Raw genomic sequence first — 26,207 nt, forward strand, 5'->3', positions numbered from 1 at the left:
TTTTCGTGATACAGGGCTAGACGCTCTGAAACTCAGGTGGTACATTCGGCCCCGCACTGGTTTCTCCAATGCCCCCTGCAAGCCGTCGCCGACGCTCTCCTTTTCGATTAGTACGCGATCCTGTCGCCTTCTCTGCGGCGCGGCCTCATTAAGCCAAAAGCTTAATTTCCCCCCCTCCATAAATGATTACGTCATTCCTATATGAATCTGACTGAACTCAAGCAAAAGCCGATTACCGAACTGCTCGAATTGGCCGAACAGATGGGCATAGAAAATATGGCCCGTTCGCGCAAGCAGGACGTGATTTTCTCCCTGCTGAAAAAGCACGCGAAAAGCGGCGAGGAAATCTCCGGTGATGGCGTGCTGGAGATTCTCCAGGACGGCTTCGGCTTCCTCCGCTCTGCAGACGCTTCCTATCTTGCCGGCCCAGACGATATCTACGTCTCGCCGAGCCAGATCCGTCGCTTCAACTTGCGCACCGGTGACACCATCGTTGGCAAGATCCGACCGCCCAAGGAAGGCGAGCGTTATTTCGCCCTGCTCAAGGTCGACACGATCAACTACGATCGTCCCGAGAACGCGAAAAACAAGATTCTCTTCGAGAACCTGACGCCGCTGTTCCCGACCGTTCGCATGAAGATGGAAGCCGGCAACGGTTCCACCGAAGACTTGACCGGTCGTGTCATCGACCTGTGTGCCCCGATCGGCAAAGGCCAGCGCGGCCTGATCGTTGCCCCGCCGAAAGCCGGCAAGACCATCATGCTGCAGAACATTGCAGCGAACATCGCTCGTAACAACCCTGAAGTTCACTTGATCGTGTTGCTGATCGATGAACGTCCGGAAGAAGTGACCGAAATGCAGCGCACCGTGCGCGGCGAAGTGGTTGCCTCGACGTTCGATGAGCCGCCAACCCGCCACGTGCAGGTTGCCGAAATGGTGATCGAGAAGGCCAAGCGCCTGGTCGAACACAAAAAAGACGTGGTGATCCTGCTCGACTCCATCACCCGTCTGGCCCGCGCCTACAACACCGTGATCCCGAGCTCCGGCAAAGTGCTCACCGGTGGTGTCGATGCCCACGCCCTGGAGAAACCGAAACGTTTCTTCGGCGCTGCGCGGAACATCGAAGAAGGCGGCTCGCTGACCATTATCGCCACCGCGCTGGTTGAAACCGGCTCGAAGATGGACGAAGTGATCTACGAGGAGTTCAAGGGTACCGGCAACATGGAACTGCCCCTGGACCGTCGTATCGCTGAGAAGCGTGTGTTCCCGGCCATCAACATCAACCGTTCCGGCACACGCCGTGAAGAGTTGCTGACCGCCGACGACGAACTGCAGCGCATGTGGATCCTGCGCAAGCTGCTGCACCCGATGGATGAAGTGGCTGCCATCGAGTTCCTGATCGACAAGCTGAAAACTACCAAGACCAACGACGAGTTCTTCTTGTCGATGAAGCGTAAGTAACACGACACTTCTGGTCCAAAAAAATGGCGCCCTACGGGGCGTCATTTTTTTTGTGTCTGAAAAAGAAGATTTGGCTTTAGTGTGTGTCTGTTTAGTAACAAAATGCTTTATGTGACTACACTCGCTGTCAATCTGATCAGGCTAATTACAAGATTTATGACCACTCTCGCTTATCGCAGGGACATTGATGGCCTGCGTGCCATAGCTGTGCTTGCTGTTGTGCTGTTCCATTTTGGCGTGCCGGGATTCACCGGCGGTTTCGTCGGCGTCGATATTTTTTTCGTGATTTCGGGCTATTTGATCACCTCGATCATCTGGCGCCAGCGCGAGGCCGGACGCTTCAGTTTCGTGGAGTTCTGGGCCAGGCGCGCCCGGCGGATCCTGCCGGCGCTGTGCGTGATGATGCTCGGCGCCCTGATGGTGGGCTGGTTTTTACTGGCGCCCAAGGACTACAGCGAGTTGGGCCGCTCGGTGCACAACCAGGCGGTGTTTATCTCCAACCTGTTTTTCATGCGCCAGGACGGCTACTTCGATGTGGCCTCCGACCTCAAACCCTTGCTGCATACCTGGTCGCTGTCGGTTGAAGAACAGTTCTACATTATTTTCCCGCTGCTGCTGACGCTGCTGTCCAGCCGGCTCAAATACTGGCGCACGGCGCTGTTTGTGTTGTTGCTGGTGTCGTTCGCACTGAGTACCTGGGCGGTTGCCCATCACCCGGAAAAAGCCTTTTTCCTGCTGCCGATGCGTGCCTGGGAGCTGTTGGCTGGCGCAATGCTGGCGGTCATCCCGGCGCGCGAGTACCGCGCGAGCCTGGCGCTGGCGCAAGGTGTGAGCCTGGCCGGCCTGGGTTTGATCCTGCTGGCGGTCTTCGCCTATGACCCGGGCACTCCGTTCCCCGGCGTGGCAGCCCTGCTGCCGGTGACGGGCGTGGTGTGCCTGATTTGGGCCAACGGCCAGCAAGCAACCCTGGCGGGCAAGCTGCTCGGCAGCCGCCTGCTGGTAGGCGTTGGGTTGATCTCCTACTCCTGGTACCTGTGGCATTGGCCGGTGTTTGTGTTCGGCAAGTACGCCAGTGTCGATGGCCTGGGCCCCTGGGAACTCGGCGCTCTGTTTGTGTTGAGCCTGGTGTTGGGGTATGCATCGTGGCGGTTTGTCGAGGCGCCGTTTCGTGAGCGCCGGGTGTTGCCCGGGCGCAAGCAAATTCTGGCGGCAGCGGGCGTGGCGCTGCTTGGCCTTGGGCTGGTGGGCAAGAGCCTGGTTTGGACGCAAGGCCTGCCCTGGCGCCTGTCGCCTGAGGCGTTGCAATACGCCCAGGCGCGTACATGGAGCCCGGAGTTGATGGCTTGCCTGTCGGATGAGAAGAAAAACGACCACCGCAAGTTTTGTCATTTCGGGCCTGTGTCGGGTGCCAGGCGCGCGTTGGTCTGGGGGGATAGTCACGCCTCGGCGCTGGTGCCGGCGCTGGAAGACGGCGCGAGCAAATACGGGATCAGCGTCACTCAGGCGGGTTACTCGGGTTGCCTGCCGTTCAACCGCAAGGAAAGCACCCCAGGTTGTATAAGGTTTAACCAGCGCGTCGCCCAGACGCTGGCCAAGGAAACGTTCAGTGACGTGGTGTTGGTGGCGCGCTGGAGCCTGTACGTCTATGGGCAGCGTGACGGAGACACCGAGGCCTCGCTGCTGGATCCGGCAACAGGCCAATACGACCGCGCCTTCGCCGAGCAGCGCTTCGCCGAAAGCTTGCGTGCCCTGGTGCAGCAATTGCGCGCAGGCGGCCATCGGGTGTGGCTGGTCAAGGAAATACCCCTGCAGGAATTCAGCGTGCCTTACCGCCTCAGTCGCCTGGCGATGCTGGGTCGGCCCACCGACAAAGAAGGCATGCCGCTGGCAGACCATCTCAAGCGACAGGCCTACATCAGCCAAGTGTTCGAGCAAATAGCTGCTGCTGATCCAGGTGTGAAAATGCTCGATCCTGCACCGAAGTTATGCAGTTCGAACGATTGGTGCCGGGTGGAATTGGACGGGCACGCGCTGTATACCGACGACAATCACCTCTCGGCGGTCGGTTCGCGGTATGTCGAGGCGTTCCTTGAGCCGTTGTTCAAGACCTTGCGCAATCAAAGCCAGGCATCGGCGCTCTGAGTCTGTGTCGTCGGCAATGCTGCTCAATAAGCTGCCAGCGACCGTAAGAGCAGGTAGGATGTACGCCTATTTTACGGGTGGCATGGTTAATGAAATTCAAGGATCTTCGGGATTTCGTGCAGCAACTTGAGCAGCGCGGAGAGTTGAAACGTATCCAGGTGCCGATTTCCCCGGTCCTGGAAATGACTGAGATTTGCGACCGTACCTTGCGCAACAAGGGCCCGGCGTTGCTCTTCGAAAACCCGGTGGGCTTTGATATCCCGGTGCTCGGCAACCTGTTCGGCACCCCCGACCGCGTTGCGTTTGGCATGGGCGCCGAGTCCGTCAGCGAGCTGCGCGAGATCGGCAAGCTGCTGGCGTTCCTCAAGGAACCCGAGCCACCCAAGGGCTTGAAGGATGCCTGGTCGAAGCTGCCAATCTTCCGCAAGATCATCGCCATGGCCCCCAAGGTCGTCAAAGACGCGGTGTGCCAGGAAGTGGTCATCGAAGGCGATGATGTCGACCTCGGCATGCTCCCCGTGCAGACCTGCTGGCCCGGCGACGTCGGCCCGCTGATCACCTGGGGCCTGACCGTCACCAAAGGCCCGAACAAGGACCGCCAGAACCTCGGCATCTACCGTCAGCAAGTGATCGGCCGCAACAAGGTCATCATGCGCTGGCTGAGTCACCGTGGCGGCGCCCTGGATTTCCGTGAGTGGTGCGAAAAGCACCCTGGCAAACCATTCCCGGTGTCTGTGGCCCTGGGCGCCGACCCTGCGACCATCCTCGGCGCCGTGACGCCAGTACCTGACAGCCTGTCCGAATATGCCTTCGCCGGCCTGTTGCGCGGCAACCGTACCGAACTGGTGAAATGCCGCGGCAACGACCTGCAAGTGCCGGCCACCGCCGAAATCATCCTTGAAGGCGTGATTCATCCCGGCGAGATGGCCGATGAAGGCCCGTACGGCGACCACACCGGTTACTACAACGAAGTGGACAGCTTCCCGGTGTTCACCGTCGAGCGCATCACCCACCGCATCAAACCGATCTACCACAGCACCTACACTGGCCGTCCGCCGGATGAGCCGGCGATCCTCGGCGTGGCACTCAACGAAGTGTTTGTGCCGATCCTGCAAAAGCAGTTTCCGGAGATCACCGACTTCTACCTGCCGCCTGAAGGCTGCTCGTACCGCATGGCCATCGTGACGATGAAAAAGTCGTACCCGGGCCACGCCAAGCGGGTAATGCTCGGTGTGTGGTCGTTTTTGCGACAGTTCATGTACACCAAGTTCGTTATTGTCACCGACGACGACATCAATGCCCGGGACTGGAACGACGTGATCTGGGCCATCACCACGCGCATGGACCCCAAGCGCGACACGGTGATGATCGACAACACGCCGATCGACTACCTCGACTTTGCCTCGCCGGTCTCGGGCCTTGGCTCGAAGATGGGCCTGGATGCCACCCATAAATGGCCGGGTGAAACTACCCGCGAATGGGGCCGCGTGATCGTCAAGGACGAAGCGGTAACTGCCCGTGTCGATGCGCTCTGGAAAGAATTAGGAATAGATTGATGCGTGTAACCCTGCAGCCTTCCGGTGCGGTACTTGAACTGACGCCCGGCGAGCGGATCCTCGAGGGCGCGCGGCGCCTGGGCTACGATTGCCCCCAGGCTTGCCGCAATGGCGTGTGCCACGTGTGTGCGGCGCTGCTGGTGGAAGGCCGGGTGCAGCAAGCCGGTGAGGTGCGTGACCATGGTGAGTTCTACACCTGCATCGCCGAACCGCTGGAAGATTGCATTGTGTTGTGGGATGGCGTGCTGGCGCCGGGAGAGTTGCCGTTGCGCAAGTTGTCGTGCCAATTGAGTGAGTGCGTGGATGTCGGTGGCGATGTGTGGCGCGTGCGCCTGCGGGCGCCGGCCGGCAAGGCGGTGCGCTACCACGCCGGGCAATACCTGATGATCGAGCGGGAGAACGGCGAGAAGTCGGCGTTCTCCCTGGCCTCGGCGCCCCATGCTGGACGCGAGCTGGAGCTGCACGTACTGGCCCGGGAAGACAGCGCCCGCAGCCTGCTGGAGCAGTTGCAGCGCAACCAGATGGCGCGCATCGAGCTGCCATTCGGCGATACCCACCTGGCAGAGCTGCCCGACGGGCCGCTGGTGTTGATCGCCGCCGGTACCGGCATGGCGCAGATGCACAGCCTGATCGAGCATTGCCGTGCCAACGGCTTCAAGCACCCAGTGCACCTGTACTGGGGCGTGCGTCGGCCCGAAGACTTCTACGAGATCGAGCACTGGGACCAGTGGCTGCAACTGCCCAACCTGTACCTGCACAAAGTGGTCAGCGACCTGTGTGGCTGGGAAGGGCGCTGCGGGTTGTTGCATGAAGCGGTGTGCGAAGACATCAGCGACCTCAAGGCCGTGCACGTCTACGCCAGCGGTTCACCGGCGATGATCTACGGCACGCTGGATGCGTTGGTCGAGGCCGGCATGGACGCGCACCAGATGCGCGCCGACGTATTTGCCTACGCGCCCCGTCCGTAACGTGTGGCGAGGGAGCTTGCTCCCGCTGGGCTGCGCAGCAGCCCCAAGACAGTTACCGGGGCCTGTCTGAAGGACCGCATGAGCTTTTGGGCCGCTTCGCGACCCAACGGGAGCAAGCTCCCTCGCCACAAAGGCCATTCGGCGGTTCAATCAGAACCGCACGCCCGTCGTCACCATCGCCGCATTGAACCCCAGCAACACCAGCTCGGCGGCGACCGGCCCGTAGTGAGTGCCCACCGACGGGATGATCACCGGCGCCACGCCCAGCCCATTCAGTGGAATCTTGTCGCGGTACTGGCCGCGATAGCCCTGGATCACGCCGCCTGTCAGCTTCAGGTACACCGGGTAATCGGTCATGTCGTAACGCTTGCCGGCATAGGCATAGTACGAGCGTTGGCTGAACGAGTTGCGAAACGTCGCCCCGCCATACACCAGGCCTGACGCTTCATTGCGCTCCAGACCGATCAGATCCTGATGGTTGTTGTGGTCCTTGTCTGGCGCAAAGTGCCGGGTGTAGACGCTAGTCTGGGCGTACCAGAAACCTTTGTCGTCCTGGGTCGGTGTTTCCACCGCCAGGGCGGTAGTGGCCTGTGCCAGGAGCAGCAGGCTGGAAAGTCGGTATTTCATGGTGCGACCTCGATAGTCGATTTGATGGGCGGCTAAGTGGGTCGTGACAAGTGCCTATTTTGAAGGCTCGACGCGCCCTCAGGCTGAACGTGCGCTGAAACTACCGGGATTGAGGCGATCAATCCTGACGAGCGGAGCGGCCCGGGCTTATGCATTCGCTTATTCCTTAAAGGTATTTAATTTGTTACATAAATATCATTAAGCTATATGACAACGGACTACCGACTTTCTGCCAATAACCAATAAATGACCGCCACCGTCCGCCACACGGATCGATCGTACGAGCTCAGAGCATGACGTTCTGGCTTTTGATTCCAAGGGGAGCGGTATGGGGAGCAACAAGCAGCACCTGCTGTACACGGCGATTTTGTCGGCTAATTTGCTGACCGCCGTAGGATTCAGCCCAGTGGCCGCCGCCGAAACGGCCACTGCCGATGTACCCAAGCTCGATACAGTCATCGTCACTGGCACCCGCGCCCAAGAGCGCACGGCCAGCGCTTCGCTGTCACCGATCGATGTGATTTCCGGCGAAACGTTGCGCAGCACCGGCTCCGATGAGTTGGGCGCGGTATTGGCCCGTTTGATTCCTTCCATCAACTTCCCACGCCCAAGCCTGGTAGACGGCGCCGAACTGGTGCGCCCGGCGCAACTGCGCGGGTTGTCACCGGACCAGGTGTTGGTACTGGTCAACGGCAAGCGCCGCCACACCAGCGCCTTCGTCAACCTGGGCGGCGCGGTGGGACGCGGCTCGGCACCGGCAGATTTGAATGCCATCCCGTTGTCGGCGGTCGATCATATCGAAGTGCTGCGTGACGGCGCATCGGCCCGTTACGGCTCTGATGCGATTGCCGGGGTGATCAACGTAATCCTCAAGCATGACGACCACGGCGGCTCGATCACCAGCAAGTTCGGTGAGTACAAGAAGGGCGACGGTATTCAGCGCAATCTCAGCGGCAACACCGGTGTGGCGCTGGGGGATAATGGTTTTATCAACATTTCGGCCGAAGGTGCCGACAATGATTACACCAACCGCGCCGGTGATGACTTTCGTCCCGGCAGCGTCGGTTCGACGACCTATGGCCAGCGGGTGTTCCGTCAGGGCGAACCGGCGACCAATCAGGGCAAGCTGTTTCTCAACTCGGAATATTCCTTCAGCGAAGCGGCTGAAGTCTATGCGTTTGGCGGCTACAGCAAGACTCGCGGCGAGACCGCGGCGTTCTACCGGGCAAGCAACGCGAGCAACAACATTGCGGCTCTCAACCCCAACGGTTACCTGCCACTGATTCGCGGTGACGTGGAAGACACGTCGCTGGCGGTCGGTCTGCGCGGGTTGCTGGCCTATGACTGGCACTACGATGTGTCGGTCAACTATGGCAAGAACCAGTACCAGATCGGTACCGAAACCATCAACACCTCGCTGGGCCTGGCGACGCCGCGCAAGTTCGACAATGGCACCCTGGTCAATGACCAGAAGCAAGTCAGCCTGGACCTGTCGCGCGAATTCAGCCTGGGCTGGTTGCCGTACCCGGTGTCGGTGGCGTTTGGTGGCGAATACCTGGACCAGGGTTATCAAATCAAGGCTGGCGAGCCGGCGTCCTACTACCAGACCGGCAGTTCGGGCCTGGGCGGTTTCCGTGATTCCGACGCCGGCACCAGCACGCGCCATAACTGGGCGCAGTACCTGGACCTGGAAACCAACTTCACTGAAAAACTCAGCGCCTCGGCTGCCGTGCGTCATGAGGATTACAGTGATTTTGGCTCCAACGTCAGCGGCTCGCTCTCGGCCCGTTATGACTTCACCCCGCAAGTGGCCTTGCGCGGCAGTGTTTCCAACGGTTTCCGTGCGCCGTCCCTGGCGCAGCAAAACTTCGCCTACACCTCGTCGCAACTGATCGGCAACACCATTCAGGAGGCGGGCACCTTCCCGGCCAACAGCCAGGTGGCGCGCTTGCTCGGCGCTGACGACCTTAAAGCCGAGAAGTCCCGCAACTACAGCCTCGGCCTGGTACTGGAGCCAACTGACAACCTGACGGTGACGGCCGATGTCTACCGTATCGACATCAGCGACCGCATCAGCCTGTCCTCCAACCTGGACTTGAGCAAAAACCCGGCTGCACTCGCGTACCTGAAGGCCAACGGCGTCGGTGACATCAACTACACCACGTTGCGCTACTTCACCAACGCTACCGATACCACCACCAATGGCATCGATCTGGTGGCCAACTATCGCTACCAACTGGACAACGGTGTGCGCTGGAACAGCACGGTGGGCTACAACTACAACCACACCAAGGTCACCGACGTAAAAGCCAACCCGGCAATCCTCGATAGCCTGGGTGCGAGCCTGGTTCGGGTGGATCGTCGCGAGCGCATCGGCCTGCTGGGCGACACCACGCCCCAGCACAAACTGAGCCTGGGCAACGACCTGAGTTTCGGCAATTGGGCGCTGCACAGTAATTTGGTGCGCTATGGTTCATTCACCAGCTATCAAGCCGACCCGGCTAACGACCAGAGTTTCAAGGCCGCCTGGCTGCTGGACCTGTCGGCCGACTACAAGCTTAAAAACTGGACCTTCACCCTCGGCGGCGACAACGTCACCGATAAATACCCGGAAAAGCTCAATGCCTACGCCAGCAGTGGTGGCAATTTGGCCTATAGCACTTTTTCGCCGTACGGTTACAGCGGCGCGTTCTATTACGGTAAAGTTGCTTACAACTGGTAACAACAGACGGGAGTCCTAGTCGATTTGCCATGACCGCCATTGAATCTGATCTTTTGCAATTGGCTTACCCTCCGCGGCTCGATCTGGGGCCGCAACTCACTCACGAACAGTTGATGAGCTCGATGCAGGCCACCATGGCTCGGCATAAGGGTGGGCCGGTCTGGCTATTCGCTTATGGCTCGCTGATCTGGCGGCCGGAATGTTCGTCCACACAACGGATGCGGGCTCGGGTCCACGGTTATCACCGGGGCTTGTACCTGTGGTCCCATGAGCACCGGGGCACGCCGGAAATACCCGGGTTGGTGTTCGGCCTGGACCGTGGCGGCTCATGCAGCGGGTTTGCCTACCGTTTACCGGAAGATCAACTGGAGGCCTCGCTTTATGCCCTGTGGCAGCGCGAAATGCCTTACCCGTCCTACCGGCCACACTGGCTCACCTGCCGTCTTGAAGATGGCAGCCAGGTGCAGGCATTGGGATTTGTTCTGGAGCGACACCTGCCCAGTTATGCCGGGAACTTGCCCGACATCGTGCTGAACCACGTGTTGCAAAGCGCTTGCGGGCGTTACGGCACTACGCGCGATTATGTCGAGCAGACCGTCAACGCCCTGCGTAGCCACGCCATGCCAGACAAGAATCTGGAGGCGCGGCTCAAGCGGTGTTCCAAAGGCTCTGCCTGCGATTAACGCGCAGTGCTGACGCTATTGGTGTGCCACAAGGTGGGGATCAGGAACGCAATCGCCAACAGGCACGCGCCGATCAGCAGCACAAAGCCGCCATCCCAGCCGAAATGGTCAACGGTGTAGCCCATGGCCGCACTCGCCGCCACTGAACCCCCCAGGTAACCGAACAGGCCCGTAAAGCCCGCTGCGGTGCCGGCGGCTTTCTTCGGTGCCAGTTCCAGTGCCTGCAGGCCGATCAGCATCACCGGGCCGTAGATCAGGAAGCCGATGGAGAACAGCGCGATCATGTCGACCATCGGGTTGCCCGGCGGGTTGAGCCAGTAAACCAGGGTCGCCACCGTTACCAATGCCATGAACACAATGCCGGTCAGGCCACGGTTGCCCCGGAAGATCTTGTCCGACATCCAGCCGCACAGCAGCGTGCCCGGAATGCCCGCCCACTCATAGAAGAAGTACGCCCACGAGGTTTTATCCACGTCGAAGTGCTTGGCTTCCTTGAGGTACGTCGGCGCCCAGTCCAGCACGCCGTAGCGCAGCAGGTAGACGAACACGTTGGCGAAGGCGATGTACCAGAGCATTTTGTTACGCAGCACGTACTTGACGAAGATTTCCTTGGCGCTGAATTCGTCTTCGTGGCTGGCGTCGTAGCCTTCCGGGTAGTCGTTCTTGTATTGCTCGATAGGCGGCAGGCCCACCGATTGCGGGGTGTCGCGCATGGTGATGAAAGCAAACGCCGCCACCAGCAGGGCCACGGTAGCCGGGACATAGAACGCTGCGTGCCAGTCGTTGAACCAGGCCATGCCGAGCAGGAACAACGGGCCGATCAAGCCACCGCCGACGTTATGCGCCACGTTCCATACGGAAACGACGCCGCCGCGTTCCTTCTGCGACCACCAGTGCACCATGGTCCGTCCACTTGGCGGCCAGCCCATGCCCTGGGCCCAGCCGTTGATGAACAGCAATATGAACATCATGGTCACGCTGGACGTCGCCCAAGGTGCGAAACCGAAAATGAACATTACCCCGGCGGACACCAGCAGGCCGAAGGGCAGGAAGTAGCGCGGGTTGGAGCGGTCGGACACCAGGCCCATGAGGAACTTGGACAGGCCGTAGGCGATTGCAATCGCCGACATCGCCAGGCCCAGCTGGCCACGGGTGTAACCCTCGTCGATCAGGTACGGCATGGCCAGGGAGAAGTTCTTGCGCAGCAGGTAGTAGCCCGCGTAACCGAAGAAAATCCCGGCGAAGATCTGCCAGCGCAGGCGTCGATAAGTGCTGTCTATTTTTTCTTCAGGCAGGGGCGCCTGATGTGCGGCAGGACGGAAGAAAGCAAACATTCAAGAGCTCCAGATTTCTTGTTTTGACTGCGGATGCGAATGTTACAGTTTCGTTACCGAAAATAGCACCGCCTCTTATCTGCGGGCATAGGAATTGAGTGCAATTGCATGTTCTTTTACGAACATGTCGCTTACGGGCAAGTGGGGGGCGTTTTCAGGCGGGGTATCACGAACGTGTGGCGAGGGAGCTTGCTCCCGCTGGACTGCGCAGCAGGCCCATCTTTTGGGGCCGCTTCGCGACCCAGCGGGAGCAAGCTCCCTCGCCACAGACAGCGATCCGGTTCAGCTGCCGTTGGCGGCTGCGATATCGCCCGGTAGCAGGTGTTCCTGGACCTTCTGGCTGCGGGACTCCACCAGTTGGCCTTGTTCGTCGAAGCGCAATACGATCAGCCAGTCATACACATTTTCCGGCCATTTTTGCATGCCGGTCAGCGCCTGTCCGTCGCCACCAAAGGCTTCAATCAATTTGTCGATATGCCCGTGGTGCCAGGCGATCAACACGGTCTGGGCCTGGTTGGACTTGCGCAACGACTTCACCAGCTTGCCCACTTCATTGTCGGCGTAGGGGGTTTCAAGCGGGAGTTGCAGGCGCTGGGCAAGCGGCGTCAGGGTCAAGCGTGGGCGGGAGCTTTGCTTGCTGTCGCTGGTGGCGATCAGCCGCTGGGGCATCACGGAAATCCCGTTCAACAGCAAGGGGTCGAAATAGCTGGCATAGGCTGCCGCCCTTTGTTCGCCCTTGGGGCTTAACAACGGGCCTTCGTCGGGTTTTTCGGCATGGCGCACGATCAGCACCGTTACATCGTTCAGCCCGCGTACATTCTTGTCCTCTTTATGAGCAAAAGCTTGGGCCGATATCACCATCAATACCCCCAAAAGCAACGCGCGCAACTGGGTGACCATTATTTTTCCTGCCAATGAATGAGTGCCTGGGCCGATCATGGGCCCAGGCACCTCGCGGACAAAATGAAACAATCGTCAGCGTAGCTGCACCACCACCTTGCCGACAGCTTTGCGCTGGCCGAGGTCATTAATCGCCTGCGCCGCCTGCTCCAGCGGGTACACCTGGGACACCAGCGGCTTCAGCTTGCCGTCGGCAAACCAGCCGAACAGTTGCTGGAAGTTGGCTGCGTTGTCCTGCGGCTGACGTTGGGCAAACGCGCCCCAGAACACCCCGACCACCGCCGCGCCCTTGAGCAGCGCCAGGTTGACCGGCAGCTCGGGAATGCGCCCGCTGGCAAAACCAACCACCAGCATCCGGCCATTCCACGCGATGCCACGAATGGCCTGGTCGAACAGGTCGCCGCCCACCGGGTCGTAGATCACATCCACACCGTTGCCGTCGGTGAGGCGCTTGATTTCGTCTTTCAGGCTGGCTTCGCTGTAGTTGATCAACTCATCGGCACCGGCTGCCTTGGCCACCGCGAGCTTGTCGGCGCTGCTGGCGGCGGCGATCACCCGGGCGCCCATGGCCTTGCCGATTTCCACGGCGGCCAGGCCGACACCACCGGAAGCGCCGAGCACCAACAGGGTTTCGCCGGGTTGCAGGTTGGCCCGCTGCTTGAGGGCGTGCATCGAGGTGCCGTAGGTCATGCTGAAGGCGGCGGCGGTATTGAAGTCCATGCTCGGCGGGATCGGCAGCACGTTGTAGCCCGGTACCGCGACCTGCTCGGCAAAGCTGCCCCAGCCGGTCAACGCCATCACCCGGTCACCGACTTTCAGGTGAGTGACCTTTTCCCCGACTTCGCTGACCACGCCCGCCGCTTCACCGCCTGGCGAAAACGGGAAGGGTGGCTTGAACTGATATTTACCCTCAATGATCAGGGTATCCGGGAAATTCACCCCGGCCGCATGCACGTCCAACAGGATTTCGTTCTTCTTGATCGCCGGGCTTTCGACGTCTTCCAGCACCAGGGTTTCGGCGGGGCCGAAGGCTTTGCACAGCACAGCTTTCATCGGACTATTCCTTTTGGCGTGTTGGCCGATAAGTGTAGGTGGGCGGGGCGACGGGTCAACGAGCATGCCCCGGCCTGATAAGCCGCCATAAGCTTGTGCTCAGGGCTGCTAGCGTTATGCTACTGGGCAACCGAATTGAGGAATGAACTGTGAAAGCGTGGATCCTGTTGATGCTGGCCCTGACACTGCCGACGGCAGCCCTGGCCGAAGAAGCCAAAGAAGGCGACGCGCCGAAGGTCAGCTATATCAGCCTGAGCCCGCCGTTCGTCGGTAACTACGGCCTGGACGGCACTGCGAAACTGCGGGTGTTCAAGGCGGATATCGCCCTGCGGGTGACGGGCCCCGAAGCGGCCGCAGCGGTCAAAGCCAACGACGCATTGATTCGCAACCAGTTGGTGGCGCTGTTTACCCAGCAAACCAGCGACGCCATGAGCAGCGTCGACGGCAAGGAAAAACTGCGCCAGGAAGCCCTCAAGCAGACTCAGCAAGTGATGAACGATGAGACCGGCAAACCGGTGGTTGAGGATTTGTTGTTCAACAACCTGATCATTCAGTAACACATTCCACTCTTGTAGGAGCCGGCTTGCCGGCGATGACGACCGAATGAGCGCCGCAATTCTTTAGGGCCTCATCGCCGGCAAGCCGGCTCCTACAGGTGATGTGTGTATCAAGAGGCAAGGCTTTTCCTGAACCGCGCCAACGCCACCGCAAAAAACAACAGCCCAATCCCCGCCAGCGCCAGCAAGTCCGGCCACACCACGCTCACGCCCGCATCCCTGAACAGGATCGCCGCACTCAGGCTCACAAAGTGCGTCGACGGCGAGCCCAGCATCACCCATTGCAGCCATTGCGGCATGCTGTCCAGCGGCGTGCTGCCGCCAGACAACAACAGCATCGGAATAATCACCGGAATCGCCAGCAAGCCGAACTGGGGCGTCGAGCGGGCGAGGGTGGCGAGGAAGATGCCGAGCGCGGTACTGGCAAACAGGTACAGCGCCGTCACCAGCAGAAACAAGCTCAACGACCCGGCCAGCGGTACGCCGAGCAAGCCTTTAACCACCACTTCCAGCGACAGCCAGGTGCACAGCACCACCACCAGCATGTTGCTCCAGATTTTCGCCAGCATGATTTCCAGCGCCGTCAGCGGCAGCACCAGCAGATGGTCGAGGGTGCCGTGTTCGCGCTCGCGCAGCAGTGCGGTGCCGGTCAAGACGATGGCGAGAATAGTGATGTTGTTGACGATCTGAATCACTGCCAAAAACCAGCCACCTTCCAGGTTGGTATTGAACAGCGCCCGCGTGGTCAACAGCGCCGGTGTCTTTTGGGCGGCATCGGCCTGGCCGCCATAGGTCAGCAACTCACGCTGGAAAATCCGCCCGATGTACCCGGCCCCCATGAACGCCTGGCTCATGGCCGTGGCGTCGACATTGACCTGTACCCCCGGCTGGCGCCCGGCCAACAGGTCGGCCTGGAAATTCGCCGGCACGTTGATCACAAAGGTGTACTGGCCGCTGTCCATCACCTTGTCCAACTGGTCATACGGCAACGGCACCGCTGCCTGGAATTCCGGCGGTTGCAGCGCTTCGGCCAGTTGCCTGGACAGCGCACTGTGGTCTTCATCCACAAAGGCCACGCTGGCGTTGTGCACGCCGATCACAGAGCCTGCGGCGGGCATATAGATGGCGACGGTGAAAGCGTAGAACAGGAACAGCAGCAACACGCTGTCGTGGCGCAGGCTGGTCAGTTCCTTGATGCCAAGGCGCAGGATATGGGCGAACTTATGCATCAGGCCTCCTGCTTCTTGAGCATGATCAGGCTAAACCCGGTGAACCCCAGGAAAAACCCGAACAACGCCAGGCACTGCGGCCATAGTTGGCGCAGGTCCAGGGCCTTGGTAAAGGTGCCCACTGCAATGTCGAGGAAGTAGCCCGCCGGGAACAGCATGCCCATCAACGCGGCGGCGCCTTCCAGGGACGAACGCGGCACGATCAGCCCGGAGAATTGGATGGTCGGCAGGCTGGTGATGATCATGGTGCCGAGGATCGCTGCGATCTGGGTGCGCGTGAACGCGGAAATCAACAGGCCCATGCTGGTGGTGGCCAGCACATACAGCAGGCCGCCGAAGGCCAGGGTCAGGCCGCTGCCCTTGAACGGCACGCCGAACAACCAGCGGTTCATCGCCACCAGCAGCCCCAGGTTGATCAGGCTTACGGCCAGGTACGGTGCCTGTTTGCCCAGCAGGAATTCCAGGCGGGTTAGCGGTGTGGCGTAAAAGTTGGTGATCGAGCCCAACTCCTTCTCCCGCACGATTCCCAGCGCGGTCAGCATCGCCGGGATGAACGCGAGGATCAGCGCCATCACGCCGGGGCCGATGGCATTGACGCTGACCACGTCCTGGTTGTAGCGAAAGCGGGTTTCCAATTTGGCGGCGGCTTGCAGGTTCGGTGGCGTGCTATTCAGTTCGGCCAGTTGCTGGAGATTGGCCTGGTGTACTGCCTCTACATAGTTGCGGCTGGTTTCTGCGCGAAACGGCATGCCGCCATCGAGCCAGGCGGCCACGGCGGGTTGGCGTCCGGCGTAGAGGTCGCGGCCGAACCCCGGCGGAATCTCCAGCGCCAGTTTGATTTCCGAGCGTTGCAGGCGTTTGTGCAGTTCAGTGGAGTCGGTGATCGGTGGCTGTTCGGCGAAGTAGCGCGAACTGCGGAACGCTTCCAGATAGGCCCGGCTTTGCGGCGTCTGGTCCTGGTCAAAGACGGCAAAGGCGAGCTTTTCAACGTCCAGGGAAATGCCGTAGCCGAATATCACCATCATGAAAATCGCACCCAGCAGGGCGAAGGCCATGCGCACCTTGTCCCGTAGCAGTTCCTTGCCTTCGCGGCTGGCGACGGCGAGCAGGCGGGCGACGCTGAACCCACGTTTGCTGACAGGCGCCGCCGTGGGTTCGCTGACGGTTCCGGTGGGGGCGGTCGCGGCTTCGGGCGCCCCTTGGGCCTGTTCCAGGCAGGTGACGAATGCGGCCTCCAGCGTCTCTCCGTTGAACTGCTGTTGCAGCGCGTCCGGCGTGTCGCACGCCAACACTTTGCCCGCGTGCATCAGCGAGATGCGATCGCAGCGTTGGGCCTCGTTCATGAAGTGGGTGGACAAGAAGATCGTCACGCCCTGTTCCCGGGACAGCTCGATCAGCAACCGCCAGAAATCATCCCGCGCAGCCGGGTCGACGCCCGAGGTCGGCTCATCGAGGATCAGCACTTCCGGGCGATGCAGCACCGCCACGGCCAGGGACAAGCGCTGGCGCAGCCCCAGCGGCAACTCGGCGGAAGGCTGCTCGGCGACATCGCCCAAGTCAAAACGCTGGATCAACTCGTCGATGCGCTGGCCGCTCTCGGCCTTGGGCAGGTCGAACAACTGCGCATGCAACACCAGGTTCTGGCGCACGCTGAGTTCGCCATACAGCGAGAAGCTTTGCGACATGAAGCCCACGCGCTTGCGGGTGGCCAGGTCCTTGGCGTTCACCGGGTTGCCCAGCAGCGTGGCGGTGCCTTCGGTGGCCGGCATCAGCCCGGTGAGGACTTTCATGGTGGTGGTCTTGCCGCAACCGTTGGAGCCGAGGAAGCCAAAGATCTCGCCTCGGCCAATCGCGAAGCTCACCTTGTCCACCGCCGTGAAGTCGCCGAAACGCAGGGTCAGGTCGTGGGCTTCGATGGCAATGTCGGTGTTGTCGCTTTGCCGTGGCGGAATCACCAGTGGCTGGTTGTTGTGGGCGCTGTCGCCCTGGAAATGGGTGAAGGCTTCATCCAGTTTGCCGCTGGGCGTAGCCGCCGCCAGTTCGCTGCTCAGGCCGTCGGCGATCAACTTGCCACGGTCGAGCATCAGGCAGTGTTCGAACTGCTCGGCTTCTTCCATGTAGGCCGTGGCTACCAGCAGTGTCAGTTGCGGGCGTTCGCTGCGTACGGTGTCTACCAGCTCCCAGAAGCGCCGACGGGAGAGCGGGTCGACGCCAGTGGTCGGCTCGTCGAGGATCAACAAATCCGGGTCGTGGATCAGCGCGCAGCACAGGCCGAGTTTCTGCTTCATGCCGCCGGAGAGTTTGCCGGCAGGGCGGTCGGCAAAGCGTGCAAGGTCGGTGGCCAGCAGCAGGTTGTGCATGCGCTGGTCGCAATCGGCTTTCGACAGGCCAAACAATGTGGCAAAAAACCGGATGTTTTCGCTGATAGACAGCTCGGGGTACAGGTTGCCACCCAGGCCTTGGGGCATAAACGCGATGCGCGGGTACAGGCTGTTGCGGTGGCGGCGGTCTTCGATGGCGCCGCCGAGTACTTCCAGTTGGCCTTGTTGAAGCTTTTTAACCCCGGCAATCAGGCCCAGCAGGCTCGATTTGCCGGCGCCATCCGGGCCGATCAGCCCGCAGCGGGTGCCAGCGGGCAGGCTGAAGGCGATGTCGATCAGCGCCTGTTGCTTGCCGTAGCGATGGTTGATGCCCGTGGCGTGCAGCGCCAGGCCACTCATTGCAGGTTGGCCGGCCAGTCCAGGTCAGTGGTGCGCACATAGCCGGCGCCGGGCATGCCCGGCTTGGCTTGCGGCACGGCGCTTGGTTGGGTGAGGCGCAGTTTGACCCGGAACACCAACTTCTGGCGCTCGTCGCGGGTTTCCACTTCTTTGGGCGTGAACTGCGATTTGGCCGCGACAAAGCTGATTTTTGCTGGCAACGGTTGATTCGGCAGGGCATCGAGGACGATTCGCGCTTCGCTGCCGACGGTCAGGGCGCCGGTTACCGAAGCGGGCAGATACAGGTTCATGTACTGGTCGTTGGGGTCGATCAGCAGCAGCACGCGGCCACCCGCGCCGAGCACCTCGCCGGGTTCGGCCAGGCGCAGCTGGATGATCCCGTCGATGGGCGCCCGCAGGCTGCTGTCTTCGATTTCGCTGGTAAGTTGCGCGACCTGCGCCTGGGCGGCGCCGATGGCGGCCTTCACCGAATTGACCTGGGCTTGGGCGGCGATCACGCCCGCGTTGCCGGTGTTCTGTTTGGCTTGTTGTTGGTCGATCAACTGGCCGCTGGCGAAGCCGCGTTTGTACAGTTCCTGGGTGCGCTTGAGTTCCTGGCTGGCCAGCAGTTGCTCGCTCTGGCGCAGTTGCACGTTGGCTTCGGCGGCAGCGAAATTTTCCCTGGCCCGCAGCACTTCGGCTTCGGCCTGGGCGCGCTGGGCTTCCAGGGTGCGGGTGTCCATGCGTGCCAGTAGTTGGCCCTTGAGCACCTTGTCGCCTTCGTCCACCCGCACTTCGGCCAGGCGCCCGGGGATCTTGGTGGCGATCTGCACTTCAGTCGATTCCAGCCGACCATTGCCCATGCTCAGGCCTTCGGGCAGGCGGTCCTGGGTGGATTGCCAGTAGCCGAAGCCGCCGGCGGCCAGCAGTAAAACGATCAGCGGAATGGCGAAAAGATGGGAGGTGCGGTGGTTCGTCGACATGGGTGCATCCTGCGGCGTTAGCGTCCTAGTTTGACCGATCCTGCCCGAAGGCTCTTGATGCGGGTCAAATGAAGGGCCAGCCTAACCCGGTTGGCGTGCAGATGCATGCGCCATGGGCGTGACCGCAGGGTTCTGCTGTTTAGCGCAGGCCGAGTACGGCGGCCCACTGTTCGGCGGTGACCGGCATCACCGAAAGGCGGCTGCCCTTTTGCACCAGGGGCAACTCGGCAAGGGCGGTTTGCTGTTTTAGATACCCCAAGCCCAGGACCTTGGGGAAAGTCTCGACGTGGGCGACATTGATCGCGCTCCAGGGGTTTTTCTCAGGGCTGGCCTTGGCGTCGAAATAATGGCTGTCGGGCTCCAGTGCGGTGGGGTCCGGGTAGGCGGCCTCGACGATTTTGCCAATGCCGGCAATCCCCGGTTCCGGGCAGCTGGAGTGGTAGAAGAAGAACTGGTCACCCACCGCCATCGCCCGCAGGAAGTTCCGCGCCTGGTAGTTGCGCACCCCGTCCCACCGGGTCTCGCCGAGCGTTTCCAAGCCCTTGATGGACAGTTCATCGGGCTCGGATTTCATCAGCCAATAGGCCATGTTTTCGCTCCTCAAAAGGCGACTGGGAAAGTTGTCCTGCAATTTTATGACAAACCGACAGTCGGTTGGCGTCAAGGTTTGCGTGTTGGTTCACGTTAACGCAGAATGCCGGGGTTTTGAGCTTGACGCAGCTGGCACGGACTACTAATGGAACGTTGCTCATCGTGTGCAAGATGCCTGAAGGGGGGCAATCGATGAAACGCAAACCTGATTTACTATGGATATTGGTTATTTTGTTCGGTCTGGGCGTCGTGACCACCGGCTATGCGCAGAGCTTGTGGTCGAACAAGACTGACGCACCGATTGAACTCGCACAGCAACAGCCGCAGCCATTCAAGCGCTGACCCGTCTTTAAGACGCTGCTGATTCCAGTAGCGTTTCTGCTATATACCAATCCTTATCGGTGACAGTGCCCTCAAGCGGTACGTCCCAGCTCGCCTGCGCCAATCTATCGACCTTCTGGCATTCATGGGCCAGGCCCAACAGTGTCGGCTTGCGCCAGGATTTCCGGCGGGCCATGTAGGCCAGGCTGCGGTCATAAAAGCCGCCGCCCATGCCGAGACGTCCACCGGCATCGTCAAACCCAACCAGTGGCAACAGCACCAGGTCCAGCGCCCAGACCTTGCGTTGCCGGCTGACATTCACTTGTGGCTCAAGGATGCGAAAACGGTTGGGCTTCAGCTTCTCGCCGGGCCGCACCCGCTGGAACATCATCTTGGTTCGCGGCCACGCGCTGAGTACCGGCAGGTACGTGGCCTTGCCCCGGCGCTGTGCAGCGCGCAGCAGCAGGCGCGGGTCGATTTCACCGTCCGTCGGTAGATATAAAGAGATGTGCTTGGCCCGGCGAAACAGCGGGTGCTGTGCCAGTTGCCGATACAGGCCTTGGGCGGCCTGGCGCTGCTCGCTGGCGGTAAGGGCGCGGCGGGCTTTGCGCAGCATGCGTCGAAGTTGCGGGCGGGAAACCGGCGCAGGTTCGGTCATGGTTTTCGGCTCATAAAACAATGCCAGTCCTGGGACTGGCATTGGATTTGGGAATCAGGCTCCCCGACAGAACCGCTGTCGACTTAGCCCTTGAACCCGAAAGTTCAAGGTGGAAGAAACAGTAGGCTTTAAGGCTTTCCGTCTAGCGGACATGCACACCAGCCCAACGTGTAACTTCCAGGGTAGTGCGAATCGGCTCAGGGACATCGCCGACTGGCAAGCACGCCAGGGAGTGAGGCGAGTATACCCGAAACCGACGCCGCAATCAGCCCTTGGGTGGCTCTGGATCGGTAGAAAGTACCAGATCAACCCGCTCCAGCAGGTCGCGCACCTGCTCACGCGTCGAGCCGCTGGCCTGCACGTCAGGCCGTTCCTGCTTGTGCAGCAAATCATGGGTAATGTTCAGGGCGGCCATCACGGCGATGCGATCGGCACCGATGACTTTGCCGCTGCTGCGGATTTCACGCATCTTGCCGTCCAGGTAGCGGGCAGCGCTCACCAGGTTGCTGCGTTCTTCCTGCGGGCAGATGATCGAATATTCTTTGTCGAGAATCTGCACGGTGACGCTATTGCTTGAACTCATGAGTCTTGCTCCAGGGCCTTCAGGCGCGAAATCATCGATTCGACCTTACGCCGGGCGATTTCGTTTTTTTCAATGAGGTGAGCGCGTTCCTCGCGCCAGGTCTTTTCCTGAGCTAATAGGAGTCCGTTTTGGCTCTTAAGTTGCTCGACCCGGTTAATTAGCAGCTCGAGTCTGGCCATCAGCGCTTGCAGGTCGGTGTCTTCCATTGGGTTCCACTGGTTTTGTCTGATGAATGGCAACTGCTGGATAAACGATCTGACGCCCTCGATAGTCTTGGTACGTCTGCCGATGCTAGGATACAGCGCTTCATTCTAGACATTGCGCCGTCTGGCGCCTAGCTCACCATGCCCATTCAGAACTCCCCGTACGATGCTTTTTCCAAACTGCTGAGTTCCAGCGGTCATCCTTGCTCGCCTGCCGAACTGCACGGCGTGCTGCTGGGCCGCAGCTGCACCGGTGTTGGCTTTGATGCCGACAACTGGCTGGCCGACGTCGCCGAGCTGCTGGAAACCGAGCCTACCGAAAACGTGCGCAATGCGCTCATCGGCCTGCAAGAGATGGTCAAAGGCGAGCTGACCGGTGATGACGTCACCGTCGTCCTGCTGCTGCCTACCGATGACGCGCCGCTCACCGAGCGCGCCGCCGCGTTGGGCCAATGGTGCCAGGGCTTCCTCCACGGTTTCGGCGTGAACGCCGGCGGCCTCGACTTGAGCACCGATGCCCAGGAAGTGCTGCAGGACCTGGCGGCCATCTCCCAGGTGCAAGATGCCCTGGAAGAGTCCGAAGACGGCGAAAGCGACTACATGGAAGTGATGGAATACCTGCGTGTCGCGCCGCTGTTGCTGTTCACCGAGACCCGTAAATCGGCTGAACCCGCTGCGCCCAAGCCGTCGCTGCACTAAGAAAGGAAGCCCGTCTGCCCATGATCCATATCCCCAAAGCGGAATACACGAGGCGCCGCAAGGCGCTCATGGCGCAGATGGAACCCAACAGCATCGCCATCCTGCCGGCGGCGGCGGTGGCGATTCGCAACCGTGACGTCGAGCATGTCTACCGCCAGGACAGCGACTTTCAATACCTGAGCGGCTTCCCGGAACCGGAAGCGGTGATCGTGCTGATGCCCGGTCGCCAGCATGGCGAGTACGTGCTGTTCTGCCGCGAACGCAATGCCGAGCGCGAACTGTGGGACGGCCTGCGGGCCGGCACCGAAGGCGCGATCCGCGAATTTGGCGCCGATGACGCATTCCCGATTACCGATATCGACGACATCCTGCCCGGGCTGATCGAAGGCCGCGACCGGGTGTATTCAGCCATGGGCAGCAATGCCGAATTCGACCGGCACCTGATGGAGTGGATCAACGTGATCCGCTCTAAAGCGCACCTCGGCGCCCAGCCGCCGAACGAATTTGTTGCCCTGGATCACCTGCTTCACGACATGCGCCTGTATAAATCGGCAGCAGAAGTGAAGGTGATGCGCGAGGCCGCGCGGATTTCCTGCGCGGCCCATGTGCGGGCGATGCAGGCCAGCCGTGCCGGGTTGCATGAGTTCAGCCTGGAGGCGGAGCTTGATTACGAGTTTCGCAAGGGCGGGGCGAAGATGCCGGCCTATGGCTCCATCGTCGCCTCGGGGCGCAACAGCTGCATCCTGCATTACCAGCAGAATGACGCGGTGCTCAAGGACGGCGACCTGGTGCTGATCGACGCCGGCTGCGAGATCGACTGCTACGCCAGCGACATCACCCGCACCTGGCCGGTGAGCGGCAAGTTTTCCGCCGAGCAGAAGGCGATTTACGAAATCGTGTTGGCTTCCCAGGAAGCCGCCTTTGCCGAAATCGCCCCAAGCAAGCACTGGAACCAGGCTCACGAGGCGACGGTGCGCGTCATCACCGCCGGGTTGCTGAAGCTGGGCTTGTTGCAGGGTGACGTCGACGAGCTGATCGCCAGCGAAGCGTATAAGGCCTTCTACATGCACCGCGCCGGCCACTGGCTGGGGATGGATGTGCACGATGTGGGCGAATACAAAGTGGGCGGCGAGTGGCGGGTGCTGGAAGTCGGCATGGCGCTGACGGTGGAGCCGGGGATTTATATCTCGCCGGACAACCTGAACGTGGCGAAGAAATGGCGTGGCATTGGCGTACGCATCGAGGACGACGTGGTGGTGACCAAGCAAGGCTGTGAAATTCTGACCGGTGGCGTACCCAAGGCCGTTGCCGAGATTGAAGCGCTGATGGCGAGCGCCCGATGAGCCGGGTCAATCTGGCGATTATCGGCGGTGGCCTGGTGGGCGCCAGCCTCGCGTTGGCGTTGCAGGCCGGGGCCAAGGCCCGCGGCTGGAAGGTCGTGCTGATCGAGCCGTTTGCCCCGGGCGACAGTTACCAGCCGAGTTATGACGCGCGTTCTTCAGCGCTGTCGTTCGGCGCGCGGCAGATTTATCAACGGTTGGGCGTATGGCAGGAAATCTCGCGCCGCGCCGAGCCGATCAAGCAGATTCATGTATCGGACCGTGGCCGCTTCTCTACCGCGCGCCTGTCGGCCATGGAAGAAGGTGTGCCGGCGCTTGGCTACGTGGTGGAAAACGCCTGGCTGGGCCAATGCCTGTGGCAAGGCCTGGACAGGGACGTGGTCAGTTGGCGTTGCCCGGCGGAAGTCACCCGCATGGAGCCGCTTGCCGATGGCTACCGCCTGACCCTCAATGATGAAACCGTGCTGGAATGCGACCTCGCCGTACTGGCCGATGGCGGCCGCTCCGGCCTGCGCGAACAACTGGGCATCGACGTGAAAACGCGGCCGTACAACCAGAGCGCGCTGATCGCCAACATCACCCCAAGCGAAGCCCACAACGGCGAGGCGTTCGAGCGTTTCACCGACGAAGGGCCGATGGCCTTGCTGCCGTTGCCGGACAACCGTTGCGCCTTGGTCTGGACCCGCATCGGCATGGACGCCCAGCGTTTGGCCGAACTGGACGAGCGCAGTTTTCTCAGTGAATTGCAGGGTGTGTTCGGCTACCGCCTGGGCACCCTGAAGCAGGTCGGTGCGCGTCATCTGTACCCGTTGACCCTCGTGGAAGCGCAAGAGCAAGTGCGTTCCCATCTGGCCGTGCTTGGCAATGCGGCCCACAGCCTGCACCCGATTGCCGGCCAGGGTTTCAACCTGTCCCTGCGCGATGCCTACGCCCTGGCCGAGGCGTTGCTGGCCGGGCCTGCGATCCCGGGTGACCTGGCGACATTGCAGGCGTACCGCGAGCGTCAGCGCATGGACCAGAAACTCACCGTCGGCTTCTCCGATCAAGTCACCCGGCTGTTTGGCAGTGCCCAACCGCTGGTAGCGCTGGGCCGGAACATGGGCTTGCTGGGCCTGGACTTGCTGCCGCCAGCCAAGCGCTGGTTCGCACGCCAGGCCATGGGCCTGGGCACCCGTCCCGATGCGTGAGTGGCTGACCCAACGCCTGGGCAAGGCGCGGCTGTTGCGCTGGATCATGACCCTGTACCCGCCGTACCTCGGGGCCGGCGTTCGGGTGTTGCACATCGGCAGCGATTTTCGCGAGGTCAAGGTGCGTATGGGCCTGGGCTGGTACAACCGCAATTACGTCGGCACGCAGTTTGGCGGCAGCCTGTATTCGATGGTCGACCCGTTCTACATGCTGATGTTGATGGAGAACCTGGGGCGCGACTACATCGTCTGGGACAAGGCGGCTGCCATCGACTTTATCTCGCCGGGCAAGGGCCCGGTGTTTGCCGAATTTTCAATCGACCAAGCGTTGCTGGACGAGATTCGCCAGCACACCGCCAGCGGCGACAAGTACTTGCCGCAGCTCCAGGTGCAGATTCATGACGGCTCCGGCACCCTGGTGGCGCGGGTCGACAAAACCCTTTATGTGCGGCGCAAGCCGCAATCAAGACAGGCTTAAAGCATGGACATGCGCGCAGATGTGCTGATTGTCGGGGCCGGAATGGTCGGAAGCGCCCTGGCGCTGGCGTTGCAGGGCAGTGGCCTGCAGGTGCTGCTGCTCGACGGCAGCCCGCTGAACGTCAAGCCGTTCGATCCTGACGCCGCGTTCGAGCCGCGGGTGAGCGCCTTGTCGGCGGCGAGCCAACGTATCCTTGAGCGCCTTGGCGTGTGGGACGGCATCGTTGAGCGACGTGCCAGCCCTTACGGCGAGATGCAGGTGTGGGACGGCAGCGGCACCGGGCAAATCCACTTCTCGGCTGCCAGCGTGCATGCCGAAGTGCTGGGGCATATCGTAGAAAACCGTGTGGTCCAGGACGCCTTGCTCGATCGCCTGCACGACTGCGACCTCGGCCTGCTGGCCAATGCGCGCCTGGAACAGATGCGCCGCTCCGGTGATGACTGGCTGCTGACCCTGGCCGATGGCCGTACCTTGCGCGCGCCGCTGGTGGTTGCGGCAGACGGTGCCAACTCGGCCGTGCGCCGCCTGACCGGCACCGCCACCCGCGAGTGGGATTATTTGCACAACGCCATCGTCACCAGTGTGCGCAGCAGCCAGGCGCACCAGAAGACGGCTTGGCAGCGTTTTACCGACAACGGTCCGCTGGCGTTTTTGCCACTGGTACGGGACGGGCAGGAAGATTGGTGTTCGATCGTCTGGTCGACCACCCCGGCTGAGTCCGAGCGCTTGATGGCGCTGGACGATGAAAGCTTCTGCCGTGAGCTGGAGCGTGCGTTCGAAGGGCGTCTGGGCAGCGTGTTAAGCGCCGATCCACGGCTGTGCGTGCCGTTGCGCCAGCGCCATGCCAAACGTTATGTGGCCGAAGGCCTGGCGTTGATTGGTGATGCGGCCCACGTCATTCATCCGTTGGCGGGGCAGGGTGTGAACCTGGGCTTCCTCGACGCGGCGGTGCTGGCCGAGGTGCTGTTGGCGGCCAACGAGCGTGGCGAGCGGCTGGCAGACGTGAAGGTACTCAGCCGTTACGAGCGCCGGCGCATGCCGCACAACCTGGCGCTGATGGCGGCGATGGAAGGCTTTGAGCGGTTGTTCCAGGCCGATCAACTGCCACTGCGTTGGTTGCGTAACGCCGGGTTGAAGGTGGTCGAGCAAATGCCGGAGGCCAAGGCGTTGTTTGTGCGCCAGGCGTTGGGTTTGACGGGGGATTTGCCGGAGCTGGCCAAGGCCTGAGGGCGC

General features: G+C 61.2%; 24 protein-coding genes and 1 other RNA gene. 13 read left to right on the plus strand and 12 right to left on the minus strand.

Annotation, left to right across the window (positions count from 1 at the left end; genetic code table 11):
• The first annotated feature begins 201 nt into the window (after positions 1–201).
• The 4 genes from rho (at position 202) to ACZRN6_RS22380 (ending at position 6,127) form a co-directional block, all read left to right on the plus strand.
• Positions 202–1,461 (plus strand): transcription termination factor Rho, encoded by a 1,260-nt coding sequence (gene rho, locus ACZRN6_RS22365; protein ID WP_008438874.1) that lies wholly within the window; start codon positions 202–204, stop codon positions 1,459–1,461.
• A gap of 156 nt (positions 1,462–1,617) precedes the next feature.
• The gene (locus ACZRN6_RS22370; RefSeq protein WP_322148265.1) at positions 1,618–3,603 is read left to right on the plus strand and encodes an acyltransferase family protein; all 1,986 of its coding nucleotides are present in this window, start codon (positions 1,618–1,620) and stop codon (positions 3,601–3,603) included.
• A gap of 89 nt (positions 3,604–3,692) precedes the next feature.
• Complete coding sequence (gene ubiD, locus ACZRN6_RS22375; RefSeq protein WP_017476626.1) at positions 3,693–5,159, plus strand: 4-hydroxy-3-polyprenylbenzoate decarboxylase; 1,467 nt, start codon at positions 3,693–3,695, stop codon at positions 5,157–5,159.
• On the plus strand, positions 5,159–6,127 hold the full coding sequence (locus ACZRN6_RS22380) for a CDP-6-deoxy-delta-3,4-glucoseen reductase (protein ID WP_322148263.1): 969 nt from the start codon (positions 5,159–5,161) through the stop codon (positions 6,125–6,127). Before ubiD ends, ACZRN6_RS22380 begins: the two co-directional genes overlap by 1 nt.
• 150 nt (positions 6,128–6,277) lie before the next feature.
• Here ACZRN6_RS22380 and ACZRN6_RS22385 read toward each other — a convergent pair whose 3' ends face one another.
• Positions 6,278–6,754: a sn-glycerol-3-phosphate transporter gene (locus tag ACZRN6_RS22385; RefSeq protein WP_322148262.1), complete on the minus strand. Its 477-nt coding sequence runs from the start codon at positions 6,752–6,754 to the stop codon at positions 6,278–6,280.
• A gap of 328 nt (positions 6,755–7,082) precedes the next feature.
• Between ACZRN6_RS22385 and ACZRN6_RS22390 the strand changes: the two genes are divergently transcribed.
• Together ACZRN6_RS22390 and ACZRN6_RS22395 are read left to right on the plus strand one after the other, a co-directional pair.
• Positions 7,083–9,476 carry a TonB-dependent receptor plug domain-containing protein gene (locus ACZRN6_RS22390; RefSeq protein ID WP_464008860.1) on the plus strand — a complete coding sequence of 798 codons (2,394 nt, stop codon included), beginning with the start codon at positions 7,083–7,085 and terminating at the stop codon, positions 9,474–9,476.
• Between the two features lie 29 nt (positions 9,477–9,505).
• The gene (locus tag ACZRN6_RS22395) at positions 9,506–10,159 is read left to right on the plus strand and encodes a gamma-glutamylcyclotransferase (RefSeq protein WP_322148260.1); all 654 of its coding nucleotides are present in this window, start codon (positions 9,506–9,508) and stop codon (positions 10,157–10,159) included.
• Here ACZRN6_RS22395 and glpT read toward each other — a convergent pair.
• The 3 genes from glpT to ACZRN6_RS22410 form a co-directional block, all read right to left on the minus strand.
• Entirely contained in the window at positions 10,156–11,493 is a 1,338-nt protein-coding gene (gene glpT / locus ACZRN6_RS22400) for a glycerol-3-phosphate transporter (RefSeq protein ID WP_088422139.1), read from the minus strand. The genes ACZRN6_RS22395 and glpT overlap by 4 nt on opposite strands.
• Before the next feature lie 282 nt (positions 11,494–11,775).
• Positions 11,776–12,393: a flagellar basal body-associated protein FliL gene (locus ACZRN6_RS22405; RefSeq protein WP_464008861.1), complete on the minus strand. Its 618-nt coding sequence runs from the start codon at positions 12,391–12,393 to the stop codon at positions 11,776–11,778.
• 75 nt (positions 12,394–12,468) lie between these two features.
• Positions 12,469–13,446, minus strand: coding sequence for an NADPH:quinone oxidoreductase family protein (locus ACZRN6_RS22410; RefSeq protein WP_464008862.1), 978 nt, complete (start codon positions 13,444–13,446; stop codon positions 12,469–12,471).
• Between the two features lie 149 nt (positions 13,447–13,595).
• On the opposite strand from ACZRN6_RS22410, the gene ACZRN6_RS22415 reads away from it, so the two are divergent.
• Positions 13,596–14,003 carry a flagellar basal body-associated protein FliL gene (locus ACZRN6_RS22415; RefSeq protein WP_322148256.1) on the plus strand — a complete coding sequence of 136 codons (408 nt, stop codon included), beginning with the start codon at positions 13,596–13,598 and terminating at the stop codon, positions 14,001–14,003.
• A gap of 110 nt (positions 14,004–14,113) precedes the next feature.
• On the opposite strand, the gene ACZRN6_RS22420 is transcribed toward ACZRN6_RS22415, so the two are convergent.
• The 4 genes from ACZRN6_RS22420 to ACZRN6_RS22435 all read right to left on the minus strand — a co-directional run bounded on the left by ACZRN6_RS22420 (position 14,114) and on the right by ACZRN6_RS22435 (position 19,503).
• Entirely contained in the window at positions 14,114–15,232 is a 1,119-nt protein-coding gene (locus tag ACZRN6_RS22420; protein ID WP_464008863.1) for an ABC transporter permease, read from the minus strand.
• Positions 15,232–17,952: a ribosome-associated ATPase/putative transporter RbbA gene (gene rbbA, locus ACZRN6_RS22425; protein ID WP_464008864.1), complete on the minus strand. Its 2,721-nt coding sequence runs from the start codon at positions 17,950–17,952 to the stop codon at positions 15,232–15,234. Before rbbA ends, ACZRN6_RS22420 begins: the two co-directional genes overlap by 1 nt.
• Entirely contained in the window at positions 17,949–18,914 is a 966-nt protein-coding gene (locus ACZRN6_RS22430) for an HlyD family secretion protein (RefSeq protein ID WP_322148251.1), read from the minus strand. The genes rbbA and ACZRN6_RS22430 overlap by 4 nt, the downstream gene beginning before the upstream one ends.
• 139 nt (positions 18,915–19,053) lie before the next feature.
• Positions 19,054–19,503 (minus strand): EVE domain-containing protein, encoded by a 450-nt coding sequence (locus ACZRN6_RS22435; RefSeq protein ID WP_464008865.1) that lies wholly within the window; start codon positions 19,501–19,503, stop codon positions 19,054–19,056.
• Positions 19,504–19,697: 194 nt separating this feature from the next.
• Between ACZRN6_RS22435 and ACZRN6_RS22440 the strand changes: the two genes are divergently transcribed.
• Positions 19,698–19,847 carry a hypothetical protein gene (locus ACZRN6_RS22440; RefSeq protein ID WP_003213959.1) on the plus strand — a complete coding sequence of 50 codons (150 nt, stop codon included), beginning with the start codon at positions 19,698–19,700 and terminating at the stop codon, positions 19,845–19,847.
• A gap of 7 nt (positions 19,848–19,854) precedes the next feature.
• Here the strand turns inward: ACZRN6_RS22440 and ACZRN6_RS22445 are convergent, their stop codons facing one another.
• From ACZRN6_RS22445 to ACZRN6_RS22460, 4 genes are all read right to left on the minus strand, one after another.
• Positions 19,855–20,484, minus strand: coding sequence for a 5-formyltetrahydrofolate cyclo-ligase (locus ACZRN6_RS22445; protein ID WP_464008866.1), 630 nt, complete (start codon positions 20,482–20,484; stop codon positions 19,855–19,857).
• A 56-nt stretch (positions 20,485–20,540) separates the two neighbouring features.
• Positions 20,541–20,719, minus strand: a non-coding RNA gene (ssrS, locus tag ACZRN6_RS22450) — 6S RNA.
• A 30-nt stretch (positions 20,720–20,749) separates the two neighbouring features.
• Entirely contained in the window at positions 20,750–21,067 is a 318-nt protein-coding gene (locus tag ACZRN6_RS22455; RefSeq protein ID WP_003213956.1) for a cell division protein ZapA, read from the minus strand.
• The gene (locus tag ACZRN6_RS22460) at positions 21,064–21,273 is read right to left on the minus strand and encodes a TIGR02449 family protein (RefSeq protein ID WP_003213954.1); all 210 of its coding nucleotides are present in this window, start codon (positions 21,271–21,273) and stop codon (positions 21,064–21,066) included. Before ACZRN6_RS22460 ends, ACZRN6_RS22455 begins: the two co-directional genes overlap by 4 nt.
• A 138-nt stretch (positions 21,274–21,411) precedes the next feature.
• On the opposite strand from ACZRN6_RS22460, the gene ACZRN6_RS22465 reads away from it, so the two are divergent.
• From ACZRN6_RS22465 to ACZRN6_RS22485, 5 genes are read left to right on the plus strand one after another with little or no spacing between them, the layout of a single operon-like run.
• A complete protein-coding gene (locus ACZRN6_RS22465) occupies positions 21,412–21,969 on the plus strand; it encodes a YecA/YgfB family protein (protein WP_003213952.1) in 558 nt (185 codons plus the stop codon).
• A gap of 20 nt (positions 21,970–21,989) precedes the next feature.
• Positions 21,990–23,312: a Xaa-Pro aminopeptidase gene (gene pepP, locus ACZRN6_RS22470; protein ID WP_464008867.1), complete on the plus strand. Its 1,323-nt coding sequence runs from the start codon at positions 21,990–21,992 to the stop codon at positions 23,310–23,312.
• Positions 23,309–24,496: a 2-octaprenyl-6-methoxyphenyl hydroxylase gene (gene ubiH / locus ACZRN6_RS22475; RefSeq protein ID WP_322148240.1), complete on the plus strand. Its 1,188-nt coding sequence runs from the start codon at positions 23,309–23,311 to the stop codon at positions 24,494–24,496. Before pepP ends, ubiH begins: the two co-directional genes overlap by 4 nt.
• Complete coding sequence (locus tag ACZRN6_RS22480) at positions 24,489–24,974, plus strand: DUF4442 domain-containing protein (RefSeq protein ID WP_322148239.1); 486 nt, start codon at positions 24,489–24,491, stop codon at positions 24,972–24,974. The genes ubiH and ACZRN6_RS22480 overlap by 8 nt, the downstream gene beginning before the upstream one ends.
• A gap of 9 nt (positions 24,975–24,983) precedes the next feature.
• Positions 24,984–26,201, plus strand: coding sequence for a 2-octaprenyl-3-methyl-6-methoxy-1,4-benzoquinol hydroxylase (locus ACZRN6_RS22485; protein ID WP_464008888.1), 1,218 nt, complete (start codon positions 24,984–24,986; stop codon positions 26,199–26,201).
• The last annotated feature ends 6 nt before the right edge of the window (positions 26,202–26,207 follow it).

The organism is Pseudomonas sp. A125, assembly GCF_055409485.1.

What these genes read in the sequence shown, in the direction of transcription:
- glpT (WP_088422139.1), bottom strand. Translation starts at nt 11,493, where the DNA reads ATGTTTGCTTTCTTCCGTCCTGCCGCACATCAGGCGCCCCTGCCTGAA.
- ACZRN6_RS22370 (WP_322148265.1), top strand. Translation starts at nt 1,618, where the DNA reads ATGACCACTCTCGCTTATCGCAGGGACATTGATGGCCTGCGTGCCATA.
- ACZRN6_RS22390 (WP_464008860.1), top strand. Translation starts at nt 7,083, where the DNA reads ATGGGGAGCAACAAGCAGCACCTGCTGTACACGGCGATTTTGTCGGCT.
- ACZRN6_RS22430 (WP_322148251.1), bottom strand. Translation starts at nt 18,914, where the DNA reads ATGTCGACGAACCACCGCACCTCCCATCTTTTCGCCATTCCGCTGATC.
- ACZRN6_RS22385 (WP_322148262.1), bottom strand. Translation starts at nt 6,754, where the DNA reads ATGAAATACCGACTTTCCAGCCTGCTGCTCCTGGCACAGGCCACTACC.
- ubiD (WP_017476626.1), top strand. Translation starts at nt 3,693, where the DNA reads ATGAAATTCAAGGATCTTCGGGATTTCGTGCAGCAACTTGAGCAGCGC.
- rho (WP_008438874.1), top strand. Translation starts at nt 202, where the DNA reads ATGAATCTGACTGAACTCAAGCAAAAGCCGATTACCGAACTGCTCGAA.
- ACZRN6_RS22455 (WP_003213956.1), bottom strand. Translation starts at nt 21,067, where the DNA reads ATGAGTTCAAGCAATAGCGTCACCGTGCAGATTCTCGACAAAGAATAT.
- ACZRN6_RS22405 (WP_464008861.1), bottom strand. Translation starts at nt 12,393, where the DNA reads ATGGTCACCCAGTTGCGCGCGTTGCTTTTGGGGGTATTGATGGTGATA.
- rbbA (WP_464008864.1), bottom strand. Translation starts at nt 17,952, where the DNA reads ATGAGTGGCCTGGCGCTGCACGCCACGGGCATCAACCATCGCTACGGC.
- ACZRN6_RS22380 (WP_322148263.1), top strand. Translation starts at nt 5,159, where the DNA reads ATGCGTGTAACCCTGCAGCCTTCCGGTGCGGTACTTGAACTGACGCCC.
- ACZRN6_RS22435 (WP_464008865.1), bottom strand. Translation starts at nt 19,503, where the DNA reads ATGGCCTATTGGCTGATGAAATCCGAGCCCGATGAACTGTCCATCAAG.
- ACZRN6_RS22440 (WP_003213959.1), top strand. Translation starts at nt 19,698, where the DNA reads ATGAAACGCAAACCTGATTTACTATGGATATTGGTTATTTTGTTCGGT.
- pepP (WP_464008867.1), top strand. Translation starts at nt 21,990, where the DNA reads ATGATCCATATCCCCAAAGCGGAATACACGAGGCGCCGCAAGGCGCTC.
- ACZRN6_RS22460 (WP_003213954.1), bottom strand. Translation starts at nt 21,273, where the DNA reads ATGGAAGACACCGACCTGCAAGCGCTGATGGCCAGACTCGAGCTGCTA.
- ACZRN6_RS22410 (WP_464008862.1), bottom strand. Translation starts at nt 13,446, where the DNA reads ATGAAAGCTGTGCTGTGCAAAGCCTTCGGCCCCGCCGAAACCCTGGTG.
- ubiH (WP_322148240.1), top strand. Translation starts at nt 23,309, where the DNA reads ATGAGCCGGGTCAATCTGGCGATTATCGGCGGTGGCCTGGTGGGCGCC.
- ACZRN6_RS22465 (WP_003213952.1), top strand. Translation starts at nt 21,412, where the DNA reads ATGCCCATTCAGAACTCCCCGTACGATGCTTTTTCCAAACTGCTGAGT.
- ACZRN6_RS22445 (WP_464008866.1), bottom strand. Translation starts at nt 20,484, where the DNA reads ATGACCGAACCTGCGCCGGTTTCCCGCCCGCAACTTCGACGCATGCTG.
- ACZRN6_RS22420 (WP_464008863.1), bottom strand. Translation starts at nt 15,232, where the DNA reads ATGCATAAGTTCGCCCATATCCTGCGCCTTGGCATCAAGGAACTGACC.
- ACZRN6_RS22480 (WP_322148239.1), top strand. Translation starts at nt 24,489, where the DNA reads ATGCGTGAGTGGCTGACCCAACGCCTGGGCAAGGCGCGGCTGTTGCGC.
- ACZRN6_RS22395 (WP_322148260.1), top strand. Translation starts at nt 9,506, where the DNA reads ATGACCGCCATTGAATCTGATCTTTTGCAATTGGCTTACCCTCCGCGG.
- ACZRN6_RS22485 (WP_464008888.1), top strand. Translation starts at nt 24,984, where the DNA reads ATGCGCGCAGATGTGCTGATTGTCGGGGCCGGAATGGTCGGAAGCGCC.